19 protein-coding genes and 1 pseudogene are annotated in these 15,121 nt (G+C 65.0%); 11 read left to right on the top strand and 9 right to left on the bottom strand.

The annotated features are described in order from the left end of the window. Positions 1-80 precede the first annotated feature (80 nt). The 4 genes from JMF90_RS04835 to JMF90_RS04850 all read left to right on the top strand — a co-directional run bounded on the left by JMF90_RS04835 (position 81) and on the right by JMF90_RS04850 (position 3,768). Positions 81-536, top strand: coding sequence for a MarR family winged helix-turn-helix transcriptional regulator (locus tag JMF90_RS04835; RefSeq protein ID WP_011547395.1), 456 nt, complete (start codon positions 81-83; stop codon positions 534-536). 250 nt (positions 537-786) lie between these two features. Beyond that, on the top strand, positions 787-1,434 hold the full coding sequence (locus JMF90_RS04840; RefSeq protein WP_201317106.1) for a glutathione S-transferase family protein: 648 nt from the start codon (positions 787-789) through the stop codon (positions 1,432-1,434). Positions 1,435-1,728: 294 nt separating this feature from the next. After that, positions 1,729-2,979: an MFS transporter gene (locus JMF90_RS04845; protein ID WP_041489373.1), complete on the top strand. Its 1,251-nt coding sequence runs from the start codon at positions 1,729-1,731 to the stop codon at positions 2,977-2,979. Positions 2,980-3,156: 177 nt separating this feature from the next. Then, the gene (locus JMF90_RS04850; RefSeq protein WP_041489374.1) at positions 3,157-3,768 is read left to right on the top strand and encodes a cysteine hydrolase family protein; all 612 of its coding nucleotides are present in this window, start codon (positions 3,157-3,159) and stop codon (positions 3,766-3,768) included. Between the two features lie 61 nt (positions 3,769-3,829). On the opposite strand, the gene JMF90_RS04855 is transcribed toward JMF90_RS04850, so the two are convergent. Continuing rightward, on the bottom strand, positions 3,830-4,306 hold the full coding sequence (locus tag JMF90_RS04855) for a nuclear transport factor 2 family protein (RefSeq protein ID WP_011547399.1): 477 nt from the start codon (positions 4,304-4,306) through the stop codon (positions 3,830-3,832). 330 nt (positions 4,307-4,636) lie between these two features. Here JMF90_RS04855 and JMF90_RS04860 point away from each other — a divergent pair, with 330 nt between their 5' ends. After that, entirely contained in the window at positions 4,637-5,023 is a 387-nt protein-coding gene (locus tag JMF90_RS04860) for a helix-turn-helix domain-containing protein (RefSeq protein WP_011547401.1), read from the top strand. Positions 5,024-5,273: 250 nt separating this feature from the next. On the opposite strand, the gene JMF90_RS04865 is transcribed toward JMF90_RS04860, so the two are convergent. Further along, a complete protein-coding gene (locus JMF90_RS04865) occupies positions 5,274-5,645 on the bottom strand; it encodes a YXWGXW repeat-containing protein (RefSeq protein ID WP_011547402.1) in 372 nt (123 codons plus the stop codon). A 586-nt stretch (positions 5,646-6,231) separates the two neighbouring features. Between JMF90_RS04865 and JMF90_RS04870 the strand changes: the two genes are divergently transcribed. Beyond that, positions 6,232-7,320, top strand: coding sequence for a porin (locus JMF90_RS04870; protein ID WP_006480960.1), 1,089 nt, complete (start codon positions 6,232-6,234; stop codon positions 7,318-7,320). Between the two features lie 177 nt (positions 7,321-7,497). On the opposite strand, the gene JMF90_RS04875 is transcribed toward JMF90_RS04870, so the two are convergent. Beyond that, entirely contained in the window at positions 7,498-7,896 is a 399-nt protein-coding gene (locus JMF90_RS04875) for a GreA/GreB family elongation factor (RefSeq protein WP_006486027.1), read from the bottom strand. Positions 7,897-8,408: 512 nt separating this feature from the next. Between JMF90_RS04875 and JMF90_RS04880 the strand changes: the two genes are divergently transcribed. Further along, on the top strand, positions 8,409-8,738 hold the full coding sequence (locus JMF90_RS04880; protein ID WP_006480962.1) for a DUF4148 domain-containing protein: 330 nt from the start codon (positions 8,409-8,411) through the stop codon (positions 8,736-8,738). A 156-nt stretch (positions 8,739-8,894) separates the two neighbouring features. Here the strand turns inward: JMF90_RS04880 and JMF90_RS04885 are convergent, their stop codons facing one another. Next, a complete protein-coding gene (locus JMF90_RS04885; protein WP_006480963.1) occupies positions 8,895-9,356 on the bottom strand; it encodes a CBS domain-containing protein in 462 nt (153 codons plus the stop codon). A 176-nt stretch (positions 9,357-9,532) separates the two neighbouring features. On the opposite strand from JMF90_RS04885, the gene ribA reads away from it, so the two are divergent. Together ribA and JMF90_RS04895 are read left to right on the top strand one after the other, a co-directional pair. Beyond that, positions 9,533-10,183, top strand: coding sequence for a GTP cyclohydrolase II (ribA, locus tag JMF90_RS04890; RefSeq protein ID WP_006480964.1), 651 nt, complete (start codon positions 9,533-9,535; stop codon positions 10,181-10,183). Positions 10,184-10,307: 124 nt separating this feature from the next. Then, positions 10,308-10,877, top strand: a complete 570-nt coding sequence (locus JMF90_RS04895) for a GNAT family N-acetyltransferase (protein ID WP_011547403.1) — start codon at positions 10,308-10,310, stop codon at positions 10,875-10,877. 21 nt (positions 10,878-10,898) lie between these two features. On the opposite strand, the gene JMF90_RS04900 is transcribed toward JMF90_RS04895, so the two are convergent. After that, positions 10,899-11,285 carry a VOC family protein gene (locus JMF90_RS04900; RefSeq protein ID WP_041489375.1) on the bottom strand — a complete coding sequence of 129 codons (387 nt, stop codon included), beginning with the start codon at positions 11,283-11,285 and terminating at the stop codon, positions 10,899-10,901. Between the two features lie 299 nt (positions 11,286-11,584). Here JMF90_RS04900 and JMF90_RS04905 point away from each other — a divergent pair, with 299 nt between their 5' ends. Then, entirely contained in the window at positions 11,585-11,875 is a 291-nt protein-coding gene (locus JMF90_RS04905) for a hypothetical protein (RefSeq protein WP_011547405.1), read from the top strand. A 205-nt stretch (positions 11,876-12,080) separates the two neighbouring features. Here JMF90_RS04905 and JMF90_RS04910 read toward each other — a convergent pair whose 3' ends face one another. From JMF90_RS04910 to JMF90_RS04920, 3 genes are all read right to left on the bottom strand, one after another. Continuing rightward, positions 12,081-12,845, bottom strand: coding sequence for a hypothetical protein (locus JMF90_RS04910; protein WP_041489376.1), 765 nt, complete (start codon positions 12,843-12,845; stop codon positions 12,081-12,083). A 50-nt stretch (positions 12,846-12,895) separates the two neighbouring features. Beyond that, on the bottom strand, positions 12,896-13,504 hold the full coding sequence (locus JMF90_RS04915) for an acyl-homoserine-lactone synthase (protein ID WP_011547407.1): 609 nt from the start codon (positions 13,502-13,504) through the stop codon (positions 12,896-12,898). 210 nt (positions 13,505-13,714) lie between these two features. Then, on the bottom strand, positions 13,715-14,158 hold the full coding sequence (locus JMF90_RS04920) for a DUF4902 domain-containing protein (RefSeq protein WP_011547408.1): 444 nt from the start codon (positions 14,156-14,158) through the stop codon (positions 13,715-13,717). Between the two features lie 73 nt (positions 14,159-14,231). On the opposite strand from JMF90_RS04920, the gene JMF90_RS04925 reads away from it, so the two are divergent. Next, positions 14,232-14,951: an autoinducer binding domain-containing protein gene (locus tag JMF90_RS04925; protein ID WP_011547409.1), complete on the top strand. Its 720-nt coding sequence runs from the start codon at positions 14,232-14,234 to the stop codon at positions 14,949-14,951. 48 nt (positions 14,952-14,999) lie between these two features. Here JMF90_RS04925 and JMF90_RS04930 read toward each other — a convergent pair. Next, positions 15,000-15,121: pseudogene (locus JMF90_RS04930) on the bottom strand (MgtC/SapB family protein); the annotation flags it as partial.

Raw genomic sequence — 15,121 nt, forward strand, 5'->3', positions numbered from 1 at the left:
ATGGCGATCGCACGAGAGGGCTATCGTTCTCGCGGTAAAATTTGATTGCAACTGCAATCAAGCGAGAGGAACGCCCCGACATGAACGCAACCGAACCCGATCTGTGGTTCTCGTTCGTCCGCGCGCATCGGACGATGATTCGCGAGATCGAGCGTCGCCTCGCGGCGGCTGGCTTGCCCGCGTACGCGTGGTACGACGCCCTGTGGGGGCTCGAAAGCGGCCCCGACGGCACGCGCCGCATGCACGAACTGGCCGACGTGCTCGCGATCGAGCGCTACAACCTGACGCGGCTCGTCGACCGGCTCGAACAGGAGGGGCTCGTTACGCGCACGCGCTCGGCGGACGACGGCCGCGCCGCGTTCGCGAGCATCACCGACAAGGGGCGGGCGCTGCGCAAGAAGATGTGGAAGGTGTATCAGTCGACGGTCGCCGAGCTATTTCTCGACCAGTTCACCAGCAAGGACCGGACGGTGATGATCACCGCGCTTGACCGTGCGACCGCTGCCGCGCGCGACGCGGCGGCCGACGCGAAGTAACGTATCCGGCACACGGCGCGCCGAACGCTGACACCGCCGCGCCCGGCGGCGCGAGCCGCCGCGTCGTCAGCCGTTCGAGGCAGGCTGACGCGGCGCGGCGGGTATCGGGTGTCCGCACGGGCGGACCGGGTCGCGCCGTCTGCATGTCCCTCCTTCGAGTACTGGCATGTCGCCGGCGACATCGATTCCGGCATAGGATTGCAATTGCAACGATTGTAGTTGCAACGACAACCCGACGACAAGGACCGACATGACCTCGACGCACTCCCTCACGTTCTATACGGCCGACACGCCGAACGGGCACAAGATCGCGATCTACCTGGAAGAGGCCGGGCTCGCACACGATCGCGTGCGGGTGAATCTGTCCGCCGGCGAGCAGCGCAGTCCGGCGTATCTCGCGATCAATCCGAACGGCAAGATCCCGGCCATCGTCGACCACGATACGGGACTGGCCGTATTCGAATCCGGCGCGATCCTCGGCTATCTCGCCGAGAAGACGGGCTGCCTGCAGCCTGACACGCTCGCCGAGCGCACGGCGGTCCAGCAATGGCTGCATTTCCAGATCGGCGGGATCGGGCCGATGCTCGGCCAGTTGTGGTGGTTCCTGCATGCATCGAAGACGGGCAACGCGGAAGCGATCGACCGCTACCGGAAGGAGGCGCTGCGTCTCTACGGCGTCGTGAACGCTCGCTTGTCGGAATTGGCGTATCTCGCGTCGTCGCGGTATTCGATCGCCGACATCGCCGCGTTTCCGTGGCTGCGCACAGCGGGCGAGCTCGATCTCGACGTTGCCGGCTTCCCGCACGTCGAGCGCTGGCTTGCCGAGATCGCCGCGCGGCCGGCCGTGCAACGAGGCCTGATCGCCTGCCGCGCGCCAGTGGCCGAGGCGGCGCATTGAGATCGCATTGCCCGCGCCGCATGGACGGTGCGGGCGCCTGCCGCCCGCTGCCCGCCGGCCGGGAAACATCGTTCTCCTTCGTCGTAAGCGTCTCGAATGCGTGATATTTGCGCAGCTCGATCGGTGTAGCGTGGCCGTGAATCGATGACGATATGGCGTATGGCCGCCACCCCGGGCCGTACAGACGCATGACTAGCTGGAGAGCCGATGCTTAGCATCGCGGCCGCCGGCCTACCGCGGCAGCGGCCCGATCATTACGCTTGGGCGATCATCCACTCTGTCCGGAAGGTCGCCATGTCCCGGCTCGACTACAAGCTGCTCGGCCCCTGCCTGCTCGCCATCGCGCTCGACGCGATGGGGTTCGGGCTCGTCTATCCGATGATGTCCGCTATTTTCAGCGACCCGCACGCGGGCATCCTGCCGGCCGACGCCGGCGTGCACGCGCGCAATTTCTATCTCGGCCTCGGCTACGGGATCTACCCGCTGTGCATGTTCTTCGGTTCGTCGCTGATGGGCGAGCTGTCCGATCGCTACGGCCGCCGCCGGGTCCTGCTGCTGTGCGTGCTCGGCCTCGCGGCCGGCTACGCGATGATGGCGGCCGGCGCGTGGCATGCCAGCGTCGCGCTGCTGCTGGCCGGCCGCGGGCTCACCGGCCTGATGGCCGGTTGCCAGGGCATCGCGCAGGCGGCCATCACCGATCTCAGCACGTCCGACACGAAGGCGTACAACATGAGCATCATGTCGCTCGCGTTCAGCGCGGGTGTGATCGTCGGCCCGGTACTCGGCGGCGTCACGTCCGACCGGACGATCTCGCCGCTGTTCGACTACGGCACGCCGTTCATGCTGGTCGCCGCGTTGTCGCTGATCTGCGCGTGCTGGACCTGGGCGGCGTATCGCGATTCCGCCGCGCCGCGCGGCGATACGCGTATCGATCCGCTGCTGCCGCTGCGGATCATCGTGGAGGCCGCGCGTCAGCGCGACGTCGCGTTCCTGTCGGTGGTGTTCTTCCTGATGCAGGTCGGCTACGGGCTTTACCTGCAGACCATCATGCTGCTGTTGCAGGCGAAATTCGGCTATACGAGCGCGCGGCTCGGATTGTTCAGCGGCGTGATCGGCCTCTGCTTCGTGTTCGGCCTGCTGTGCGTCGTACGGCTGATGCTGCGCGTGTGGCGCGTGATCGATATCGCGAAGACGGGCCTGCTGGTGGCCGGCCTTGGCCAGATCCTGTCCGCGCTGTTTCCGCACGAACCGGTGCTGTGGGCGCTCGCGATGGTCGTCGGCTGCTTCGACATGGTGGCGTACACGACGATGTATACGGCGTTTTCCGATGCCGTCAGCGACGATCGGCAGGGCTGGGCGCTCGGCGTCGCGGGATCGGTGATGGCGGTCGCGTGGGTCGTGACGGGCGCGTTGACGAACCTGCTGCCCGTATTCGGCGAGACCGGCTTGCTGCTGATCGGCGGCGCGGGTTTCCTGCTCAGTTTCGCGATGATGGCTGCGTACGGCCGCACGCGGCCGGGCGCGCGAACGGCCGTGTTGTCGTAGGCGGCTCACACGCACGTTGGCCCGATCCTGTCGGACGTTGTCCCGCGCGCCGCTGTCGCATCATGCCGCGCGGCCCGACACTGGCGCGTCGCGGCCGGAGAGGTTCCGGGCTGCGTGCGGCGGCGCCGGCTGGCCCGGCGTGCCGTTCCATCAATGTGCCAACCGAGAGAGCATGCCATGCAACATCCGACCATCCGTACCCTGGCCGGCGCGAGCGCGCCGACGTCGATCGCCGCCGCCCGCACCGCGCTGCTGGTGATCGATTTCCAGAACGAATACTTCAGCGGCCGGCTGCCGATTCCGGACGGGCCTCGTGCACTGGGCAATGCGCGGCGCGTGATCGCGTTCGCCGACCGCGCGGGCATTCCGGTGTTTCACGTCCAGCACGTCGGTACGGCCGACAGCCCGATCTTCGCCGACGGCAGCGACGGCTTCCGCTTTCACTCGGACCTGCAGCCGGCACCGCATCACGCAGTCGTGAAGAAAACGTCGGTGAGCGTATTCCCGACGACGGACCTCGATGCGCGGCTGAAGGCGGCCGGCATCGACACGCTGATCGTCACCGGCCTGATGACGCATGCGTGCGTGGCCGGCGCGGCACGCGATGCGGTGCCGCTCGGCTATGCGGTGATCGTCGTCGACGATGCATGCGCCACGCGCGACCTCGACGTCGCGGACGGCGGTACGGTGCCGCACCGCGACCTCCATCGTGCGACGCTGGCCGCGCTGTCGGACACGTTCGGCGACGTGCTGACGACCGAGCAGGTGCTGGCGCTCGGCGTCGTGTGACGCCGGGTTCGCGCGTCGGTCGGCCCAGTCCGGCGGCCGCCCGATGCGCGGGCTCCGTGCTTCAGAACATCGTGTTCCGGTTCGCGGACGTTTCGGGTACCGGCTGGATCACGTCCCAGTGTTCGACGATCTTGCCGTCCTTCACGCGGAAGATGTCGACCACCGCTTCGCCGCGATCGCCCGGACGCTCGGTCGCATGCACGTGCAGGTAGACGAGGTCGCCGTCGGCCGCGCTGCGGACGATGCGCGCGCGTGATGCCGGGCTCTTCTGGAACGCGCCGACGAAGTACGACACGAACGGCTGCTTGCCGTCCGGCACGTGCGGGTTGTGCTGCTTGTAGTCGTCCGCGACGACGGCGGCGGCCTCGACCGCTTCGTGCCGGTTGAAGAAGCGGTCGTAGAACGTCAGCACGAGCTGGCGGTTGGCTTCCTCGGCGGCGAGGTCGCGCGTGGCCGGGCCGGTGGCCAGCGCGGCCGTCGATGCGGCCAGCAAGACGAACGCGGCAACGGCGCGAACGGGGGAGCGGAACGAAGGCATGTAGCGTTTTCCTTGGTTGACGATTCGTGGGCGGATGCGCGAGCGCTACCGGGTGTTGCGCGAGTCGCGACGACCCGCGGGCGATGACGGCTTGGCCGCGGGATGCATGTCGTATCGGCACGAAGGTTTCGCCGACCGGACCATGAGGTTGCAGGTGCCGGGATGGCGAGGCCGCGCGGCATCGTCATGCTTCGTTGAACTGGCGAATCCGGAGCGGCTGTCGGGCCGATCGAATGGTACAGTTGCCGCGAACCCGTCACAAGAAGTCACCGCGGTGTGAACAGGTCACGCCGCGGTGACCGTGCATCGCCCGTGAAAGAGACTCCCGTCATGCCGCTTCCGTCCGCCGACGAATCCGTCGAACTCGATCAGCCGTGCCCGATCCGCGATGTGCTCGACCGCATCGGCGACCAGTGGAGCCTGCTCGTGCTCGAGGCGCTGGCGGGCGGAACGATGCGCTTCAACGAACTCGGTCGCGCGATCGGCGATGTGTCGAACCAGATGCTGTCGCGCACGCTGAAGCGGCTCGAACAGGACGGCTTCGTCAGTCGCACGCTGTTCGCCGAGGTGCCGCCGCGTGTCGAATATGCGTTGACCGACCTCGGCCGTTCGTTCCTGACGCCGATGCAGGCGATGATCCGGTGGGCCGACGAACATCATCGCGCGATCTGCGCGGCGCGCCGTCGGGCGCGTGAGCTGGAAGAGGGCGGACACTGAGCGCGGCGCACGCATCGGTTCGCTGACTGACGATGTGCGGCAGATGAGCGCGATGGGTCGAAGCATGGCCGGATGCATTCGCATCGCCATCGCGTGACTTCGTTATCCGAAGGATGTCGTCGAAATGGGCGGCCCGACGACAGGTTGACCGGGCACCCCTGCCGTAGCGCATGATTCCGTGCCGCGGACGGCGGCGGTTCTCGCGCGCCGTTCCGCTCGGACGCTTCATTGGCCGAAGCCGAGCCGCCGCTTACCGCCACGAACCGTCGACGTAGATCCAGACCGACCCCTGGCGGCGCCAGTAGCCGGGCACCCAGCGGCGCCCGGGGCGCCGCGCGACCCAGCGACCGGACACCCATATATAGCGGCCGCGCTGCCAGCGCCAGTAGCCGTCCGTCCATATATAGCCGTGCGGCCGTGGTGGTGGCGGGCGACGGTCGTGGCGTGCCGCCGGCGGCGCGAAGCGCGGCCGATCCGCATAGGGCGGCCGGCCGGGGGCATGGTTCGGGCCGGCGGGCCGGTACCCGGGCGGGGCGGGCTGGGCCGCGGCGGCGCGCAGCCAGCCGGTGCCGACGAAGGCGGCGGTCAATCCGATGGCGCGCAGCAACGAGCGTCGATTCATGGCGGTTCCTGTTCTGTATTCGAGGCTGCCTTACATTAGCCTGCCGGTACGCTTACCGGGTTACGCGGGCGGTTAAGGCTGTTACCGCGTGTCACGGCAGGCGCGAGCCGCCTTTTCCCTTTCTGACGGCTGACGGGATCTCGCCGTGGCGCAGGCGTCGCTCCTGTTTACCGGTCGAGGGCGACGTTTTAGATGCGGGATGGCCAATATTTGAGATTGAATCGGGTAATAATTTCCGATTTCGGGGTGCTGAACCGAATCCGCTTGTTGTTTCTATGCAACCGTCAAGACGATGACATGAAAGAATGGTGCGATGAAAGCCTCCAAAAAGCCCTCGTCAAGAAGTCAAAAACAAGCGTTAAAACAAATACTTATGACGCGGCCCCACTTTCATTATTTCTAGTTCTGGAAAAGCTTATTTCTTTATTTGCGGATCGCTCCCCTAGGGTACACCCCTAAACTCACGGTTCCCAAACGGGCAACTATCCGGGCGCCGCCAGCAGGACCGATGGCGCTCCCGGGCGGTTGCAGACCGTTTATGAACAAGGTCGCGAGACCTGCCTCTTTTTAGAAGGGAGCTCCACGAATGAACAAGACTCTGATCGTTGCAGCAGCTGCAGCATCGTTTGCTACCGTCGCTCACGCGCAAAGCAGCGTCACGCTGTACGGCGTGCTGGACGCAGGCATCACCTACCAAAGCAACGTCGGCGGCAAGTCGCTGTGGTCGATGGGCTCGGGCATCGACCAAAGCCGTTTCGGTCTGCGTGGTTCGGAAGACCTCGGTGGCGGCCTGAAGGCAATCTTCACGTTGGAAAGCGGCTTCAACATCGGTAACGGCCGCTTCGCAAACGGCAACGGCGGCATGTTCAACCGCCAAGCTTTCGTCGGCCTGTCGAGCCAGTACGGCACGGTCACGCTGGGTAAGCAGTATGACGCAACGCAAGACTACCTGGCGCCGCTGACGGCAACGGGCTCGTGGGGCGGCACGTACTTCGCGCACCCGCTGAACAACGACCGTCTGAGCACGAACGGCGACGTCGCGCTGAACAACTCGATCAAGTACACGAGCGCTAACTACGCTGGCCTGCAATTCGGCGGTACGTACTCGTTCTCGAACAACACGAACTTCGGCAACAACCGCGCATACAGCGGCGGTCTGTCGTACCAGTTCCAAGGTCTGAAGCTGGGTGCAGCATACTCGCAAGCAAACCTGGGTGACGGTACCAACACGAACGGCGCATCGACGCTGGGTGGCCAAGGCCGTGTCCGTACGTACGGTGCTGCTGCTGGTTACGCATTCGGCCCGGCACAAGTCGGCGCTGCATGGACGCAATCGCGTATCGACAACCAAGCTGCTGGCGTTCCGACGCTGCGCGCTGACAACTACGAAGTCAACGCAAAGTACAACCTGACGCCGGCTCTCGGCCTGGGTGCTGCTTACACGTACACGAACGCGAAGGTCAACAACGGCAGCTCGCACTGGAACCAGTTCGGCGTGCAAGCTGACTACGCGCTGTCGAAGCGCACCGACGTGTACGCACAAGCTGTGTACCAGCGTGGCGCGAAGGGCAACAACATCGTTGGCACGGGCATCTACAACGGCGACAACACGACGGCATCGAGCTCGTCGGTCAACCAAACCGCAGCAACGGTTGGTCTGCGTCACCGCTTCTAAGCGTGACGGGCGGGGTAACCCGCTTCGCAGCATCAAAAAAGGCGCCTTCGGGCGCCTTTTTTTCGTCTGCCGAGTGCGATGCCGGCAATCCGGATCGTCCGGATGCAAAAAAGCGAGGCCGGTGCCTCGCTTTTTTCGTTCTGCGCGCGTATGGCGCGGCGCGGGTCGACCGGCGGCTCAACGCGTGTATTCGCCGTTGGCTTCCGGCTGGAACACGATCGCGGCAACCTTCATCAGTTTTTCGGCGCCGCTCGGCTGCATCACCTTGACCATCTGGCCGCGTTGAGTGCCGAGCAACGCCATGCCGACCGGCGAAAAGACGTTCAGGCGACCGAGTTCGAGGTTGGCGGCGTCCGGATAAACGATCGTCCACGTGGCTTGTTCCTGGGTCGCTTCGTCGAGCAGCGTGATCTGCGAGTTCATCGTGACGACGTTCGCCTTGATGGCGTCGGGCTGGACGATATCGGCGCGTTCGAGCAGCGTGTCGAGCATCGTCTGGAAGCGCGGGTTGTGCTCGGCGTGTTTTTCGAGGCGAGCGACATCGAGTTCGGTCAGCTGGTAAAGGCGTTGTTTCATGGTGGTTCTCCAAATGATCGGCGGGGCAGGCGTGGCGTGCCTATGAGGATCGCCCGGAGCCTGTCTAACCTGGCTCCGGGTGGAGACCGAGCGGTCAGATCAGGCGCCGGGCAGGGGCGAGCGGCGCCTGGGCCGTGCGTCGAGCGAGGGAATGCGCCGGCTGGCCGGCGCGCACGCGCACGGCGGCCGGGCCGGACGGCGAAACCGAAAGGGGCGTGAGCGCGTACATGGTGGACGGAATATCGACTGGCGAATAAAACCTTACGATTCTACAACACAACCTTCCAGACATGTGATCGGGTTGTTGGCGTTTCGTCAGCGATTGTTGTGTAGATGAAGCAAGTCGCGACGACCCTGTCCGGAAACAGTGGGCGATTTTTTCCAAAAATGCAACGCTGTATGTTCAAACTAAGGGTTTCCCCTTGGAGTGGCGCGCACTACACTAAATTCATTCGCTTCAGACAGTTCCTGCCGAGGCGACGTCAAAAGAGAACATATTCCGGAGGTAAATCATGAAGTCGATCATCTACGCAGCCATCGCCGCATCCGTCCTTGCCACTCCGATTGCATCGTTCGCACAGTCCGAGCAGGGGTTGACCCGCGCTCAGGTCAAGGCCGAACTCGTGCAGCTCGAGCAGAACGGGTACAAGCCGCTGGCGAGCGATTCGCAATATCCGAGCGACATCCAGGCTGCCGAGCAGCGCATCCAGCCCAATCAGCCGATGCTCGCGCAAGCCGATACGAGCGGCTACGGTGCCGTGGCGACGGGTGCCGCGCAAGGCGGCCGCCGCGTGACGCGGGACGCGCCGAATCCCGTGAATTCGGTGTACTTCGGTAACTGATTGAACATCCCCCCGGTCTGCCCGAGCGCACCGCTGAATTGACGAGACGCGCGAACTGCGCGCGTCGTCCGTCCGCAGGAGCAGAACCTCCGTCGCCGCATGCCGGCGGCTTTCCGCCCAGACGCTCACGCGTTTGGGCCTTTTTTGCTGCGCGGATCAGGCGGACGTGACGGTAGGCGTGCCGTGGATATAGTGTTCGAGCTGGCTGATCGTGAACTGCTGATCGGCAATCACGCTCTTCACGAGGTCGCCGATCGAGATGAGACCGACCAGCTTGCCGCCGTCGAGCACGGGCAAGTGGCGCATCCGGTGCTCGGTCATCAGCGCCATGCACTCGTCGGTGGATTGCGACGGTTCGACGTAGCGCACCTTCGCCGTCATGATTTCCTCGACGCGGGTGGCTTTCGACGAGCGGTCCTGCAGGACGATCTTGCGCGCGTAGTCGCGTTCGGTGACGATGCCCGCGATGTCGTCGCCGTCCACGACCAGCAGTGCACCGATGCCCTTTTCCGCCATCAGCTTGATGGCGTCGTAGACGAGATCGGACTTCGTGACGGTGTAGATGGTGCGGCCCGAATCCGGCTTGGCCTTGAGAATCTGCGCGACAGTCGTACTCATTCGCTTTCTCCGTGTGCAGGTCGATGCAGGGCAGGCGGGGCGTGCTGCGCGTCACCCGGTGAGCCCAGTATAGCCGGGCGGGCGGCGGCAGTCGCGTGACGTTTCCAGATTAGCGGTAAACTCCCGTCACGCACCATCCACACAACTCCTACATTCCTGAAGTTTCGATTGAATTCATGATGTCTTCGCGTCCCCAATCGCCCACGCCGGGCAATGGCCAGGCCGACGAGTGCGTGACGCTCGTCGCCACGGCGTCGCTGCCCACGCGCTACGGTACGTTCACGTCATACGCGTTTCGCGTATCGGGCAGCGATGCCGAACATCTCGCGCTCGTGATGGGCGACGTCACGGGCGAGCAGTCCGTGCTGACCCGGCTGCATTCCGAATGCCTGACCGGTGACGTGTTCGGCTCGTACCGCTGCGATTGCGGCGAGCAACTCGATCTCGCGTTGCGTTACATCGCGGCCGAAGACCGCGGCGTGCTGCTGTATCTGCGCGGCCATGAAGGCCGCGGCATCGGCCTGAGCAACAAGATCCGCGCGTACGCGCTGCAGGAGCAGGGGCGTGACACTGTCGAGGCGAACCTCGATCTCGGCCTCCCCGACGACGCTCGCGAATACGACTCGGCCGCTGCGATCCTGCGCATCCTCGGCGTGACGTCGGTGCGGCTGATGAGCAATAATCCGAAGAAGTTCGATACGCTCGTGAAGCATGGCATTCCTGTCTGCGAGCGCGTGGCGCTTGCGGTGCCCGTGCGTGAGGAAAACGAGCGTTATATCCGCACGAAGCAGACGAAGTTCGGGCATTACTTCGAGGAAAACGAGTAACCCGAGCCCATTTCTCGTCATCCGTTGTTCCGATCGTTGCCGGTACACGCGACGATCGCGATCTTTTCCCTTCGTTCGTGACGTCATCTGCGTTGCACGCGCCGTCTATCCGTTTCGCATTTCCATGACGATCACGCCATCCAGAATCGAAACCGAACGCCTGACGCTGCGCCGCTGGCGACCTGCGGATGCGGAAGCGTTATCAGCGATGCATGCGGATCCGGACGTGACCGCGTGGCTCGCGTGCGGTCCGATGTCGATCGACGAGGCGGGTGACGTCATTGCGCGCTTCAACGCGCATGTCGATGCACACGGCTTCGGTGTATGGGCGGTCGAGCGTCGCGCCGATGCATTGCTGGTCGGCGTTTGCGGCCTGTCGTATGAGGCCCGCACAACGCATCCGATGGCGCCATGCGTCGAGATCATGTGGCGACAGGCGCGCCACGCGTGGGGGCATGGCTACATTGGCGAAGCGGCCGTTGCCGCATTGGCCGACGGGTTCGACCGGATCGGGCTCGGCGAGATCTTCGCGTGGACGGCCGACACCAACCTGCGATCGCAACAAGTGATGCAGCGACTCGGCATGCTGCGCCAGCCCGCGCGCGATTTCGACCATCCCGCGTTGCCGGAAGGGCACGCACTGCGACGGCACGTCGTTTACGTCGCCCGCTGCGGCAGCCACGCCGCCGTGTAACCGCTCACGCGTGTCAGCCCGTCAACGCCACGTACCGTTCTGCAATACGATCCGGTAACCGTCGGCATCCTCGAAGGTCTGGCCGGAAATTTCCCAATACGGATTGAACGACGTCACCGGCATGAAGCCGTGTGCGGTCACGCGCTCGCACGCGGCCTCCCATTCCGGACGATCGGGCAGGTAGAACACGATCAGGTCCTCGGGCGTCGGCGACGGCGCGATCGGATGGTCGGGGCAGTGTGTGAACTCGAAGTGATAGTCGAGGCCTTCGCGTCCGAGCATCACGCCGGAGAAGCCGTCGTGATCTTCGAAGCGCGCCAGTACCGACAGATCGAGGCCGTCGCGATACATGCGTTCGGTGCGGGCGAGGTTGTTGACCGGGCGAGCAATGCGCAGATGGGCGTGCAAGATGACCTCGACGGGAAGTGGCGGGCCGATCAATGATAAGCCGGCTGATCGCGATTGGGCGAGGCGAACGGATCGTCTTTCGGGCGATACTGGCCGTATCGAACGATATCGATTCGGCCCGGCCAAGCGAATCGAATTGTGTCGAGCCTCGTCTCGCGAAAGAAAAACATGACGCATTTCGATCCTGTGTGCACTCCGCATCGCAGCGGCTACTCGTCAGCAAGACATTCGAATTCATGCGTCCGGCAGCGCTTGCCGCACGATGCGCGGACACGCGCATGCCGGTAGGGAGTTGACGAATGGGTAAGCCTGATCTGCGCCGGCCAGTTGCCGGACCCTATCGCCAGTCGCGATGGGCAGCCGGGCTGGAGGCCGCGTTCGGATGGGTGGCAAAGGGGACGTTGGTGCTGGCCGGCCTGGCGATGGTCGCGTTGGCGGCGCTCACGGGCGACGTCGGTGCCCTGACGGACCTGCCGACGACCAGGAAGGGCCGGCTGTACCTGCTGCTGGCGCTTGTCGTCGCGGTCGCGCTGATATTTGCGATACACCACTACTGGCTGCGACCGACTGGTATGCGTCCAGCAGGCTAGCCAGATGGGGAGGGTGATGTGGCCCCGTAAATCATTTAGGCAATAAAAAAGCCCGCTGCTGTGAGCGGGCTGAATCCATGTTTGGAGACATGGAGGAGACAGACGTAAATTTAAGGGAAAACCCGGACGTTTGCAAGCCCTCGTTGCATCCGCACAACTTGCCGCCGCGTGGCCAGCCTTGTGGCGGCGCGCGGCACGGCCGCATTCACATGCCGCCGGCCCGTGCATGCGCCGCAAACGCGCCAAACCGCTCTTGCGCGACCGGCAGCGCGTATTTGCTGCGCATCTCCGTCTCGATCCACGCACATGCCTCGCGCGCGCAGTCGGTCAATGCGTGCCGCGTCGCGTGCCCGTCGATGTCGTAGACGAAACGCACGCCGACTTCATCATCGTCGACCTGTCGTTCGAGCTGATTGAGCTGCAGTTGCGGCCCGTGCTGTTGCGACAGCGCGCGCAGTTCGTCGAAGTGATATTCGAGCCAGTCCGCGAAGAACAGCGCGTCGCTATGGCTGGGCAGGCGGAAGGCCGCGCTGCGCGACGGGCGCGCAGCGGTTTCGGCGGCCGCCGCTTGCGGTTCGCCGCCGGTGGCGACGGGCAGGGCGACCGGCGCGAGCGGGTGCCGAATCTGCCGGTACGGCTCGCGATCGCGCAATGCGTGCCATAGCAATTCGTCGCCGGCGGCGCCGGACGGCTGCATCGTCAGGTCGTGGCGGCCGTCGCCGGCCGGGGCGATGTCGCGGATCACGAGGCGCAGCGAGCACAGCGGCTCGTCCGCGACCAGCAGCGTTGCCGGGCGCGGCAGCCCGCACACGAGCGGCGCGGCGCCGACGGCACGAAACACGAGCCCGCGACGATCAAGCCGCACGAGCGGCAACGGCCTGGGAAACGACGGATAGGCGACCGCGATGCGGGCGCCGCCGGCGCTCGTCAACCCGGGCATCATCGCGCGAAAGACCTGAGACTGATCCACGTTGGTTCTCCTTCGTTACGATGCCGCCCGAGTGGAACGCGCGTTCCAACTCAGGCGGCGATAGCTTGCCGGGTAGTCTGCCCCGGCTCTATTCCTAGCGCAGCAAACGTTTGCGGATCGATGTCGATCCAGCACGCGACCACCAGACGCCCGTCTACCTGCTTCGGCGGGCCTGCGCGGTGCGCGTGTATGCCGATCCGGCGGAACAGCCGCTCCATGCTCGCGAACGTCACGCCGATCAGCTGCCGCGCGCCGAGCTGCGCCGCGCACTCGACGACGGCCGCGAGCATCGGACGCACGGCCCACTCCGCGTTGCCGGAGCCGCCTTCGTCGTCGGTCGCCGCGAATCGGGACAACTCCCAGACGGCGGCCGATTGCGGCAGCGGCATGTCCTCGGCGACCAGGTCGGCGAACAGCGACTTCAGCAGATACGGGCGCGTCGTCGGCAGCAGGCGCGCACATCCGCACATGTCACCGTCGGCGTTTCGCGCGAACACGTACACGGTATCGTCGCGATCGAACTGGTCACGCTCGAAACTTTCGTTCGCCGACGGGAGCGCCCAACCGAGCTGTTCGACGAACACACGGCGCCGATAGCGCCCGAGATCCGCCGCGAGTTCGTGTGGCAACCGCCCTTCCTCGTGAACGAAGGTCTGCATGGATGTCCTCGGATCTGTGCTTTTATATGCGTGCATTACAGCGCGCGGCACGAGGAGCCTGTAACTGGTAACTCTTACAGGGTGGCGACGTAAAGACGCCATTCGGGACGTGGTAGCGGTTTCTTGATCGACGGGATTGAAAACCGGGCGGCTTTTATTTATAAAGAGCGCCAGTCTGGCAAAATCGTCGGAAGAATGCGCGGCCGGTTGTCACTGGAGCGTGGGGCCGGCATGATAGGCGTCGTCGCGCCCGAGCAGGGCCGACGCGACCGCGGCAGGCCAGTCGATCGCGGCGAGCCGCGCGGTGAGCGCGGCGGCCGTGCGGAACATGCCGATGTCGGCGCCCCTGGCGTCGATGGCCATCACGTTGCTGCGGACGTCGCCGCCCGCGATCACGAACGTGCCCGTTGCGCGTTCGAGGTACCAGTCCCAGCCGACCGTCACGTAGGCGACGCCGGCACCGGCCGGGCGATGCCATTCGGTATAGCCGGCGAGGCGGGCGTCGATCGCGTTGTCGCGCAGTTCGGCCAGCAGCGACGGGTCGAGGCCGCTCGCGACATGGTCGAGCGCGAGTGCGGCCAGTGCGCCTTCTGACAGGCGTACGTAGCCGTCCGGGGACGGGCCGGGGACAGGGTGCAGCAAGGGTGAAGTCATGCGCGGAATGTATCAGCCTCGAACGGGTGCTGGAACCTGACAAGTATGACAGCGTGACGTTGTCGGAGAACGAATGGAACTGCGCTGGCAGGATGCCTACCAACAATTCAGCGCCGCGGAAGACGAGCAGCAGCTCTTCCAGCGGATCGCCGCCTATTCCAAGCGGCTCGGATTCGAATACTGCTGTTACGGCATTCGCGTACCGCTGCCCGTTTCGAAGCCCGCGGTCGCGATCTTCAATACCTATCCGGACGGCTGGATGGCGCACTACCAGGCGCAGAACTACATCGAGATCGACTCGACGGTTCGCGACGGCGCGCTCAGCACCAACATGATCGTCTGGCCGGACGTCGACCGGATCGACCCGTGCCCGCTGTGGCAGGACGCGCGCGATTTCGGGCTGTCGGTGGGCGTCGCGCAATCGAGCTGGGCGGCGCGCGGCGCATTCGGCCTGTTGAGCATCGCCCGCCATGCCGACCGGCTGACGCCGGCCGAGATCAACATGCTGACGCTACAGACCAACTGGCTCGCGAACCTGTCGCATTCGCTGATGAGCCGCTTCATGGTGCCGAAGCTGTCGCCGGCGGCGGGCGTCACGCTGACCGCGCGCGAGCGCGAGGTGCTGTGCTGGACGGCCGAGGGCAAGACCGCGTGCGAAATCGGTCAGATCCTCAGCATCTCGGAGCGCACGGTCAACTTCCACGTGAACAACATCCTCGAGAAGCTCGGCGCGACCAACAAGGTCCAGGCGGTCGTCAAGGCGATCTCGGCGGGGCTCATCGAAACACCTTGACGTGACGTGACGCGACGGCGGCGCCGGAGGCGGCGGCCGCCACTTGGCTCACTCCATCATCGGCTCCGCTTCCTTCGCGGTCCAGCTCACGCTGGAAATGCTTTTCTCCATGCTCATCCGGCTCGCGATCTGCTCGAGCTTCTGCTGATCCTTCGGATGCAGCTTCAACG

This window comes from Burkholderia sp. E168m23 (assembly GCF_016586125.1).
In the GTDB taxonomy this organism is placed as follows: Bacteria; Pseudomonadota; Gammaproteobacteria; order Burkholderiales; family Burkholderiaceae; genus Burkholderia; species Burkholderia orbicola.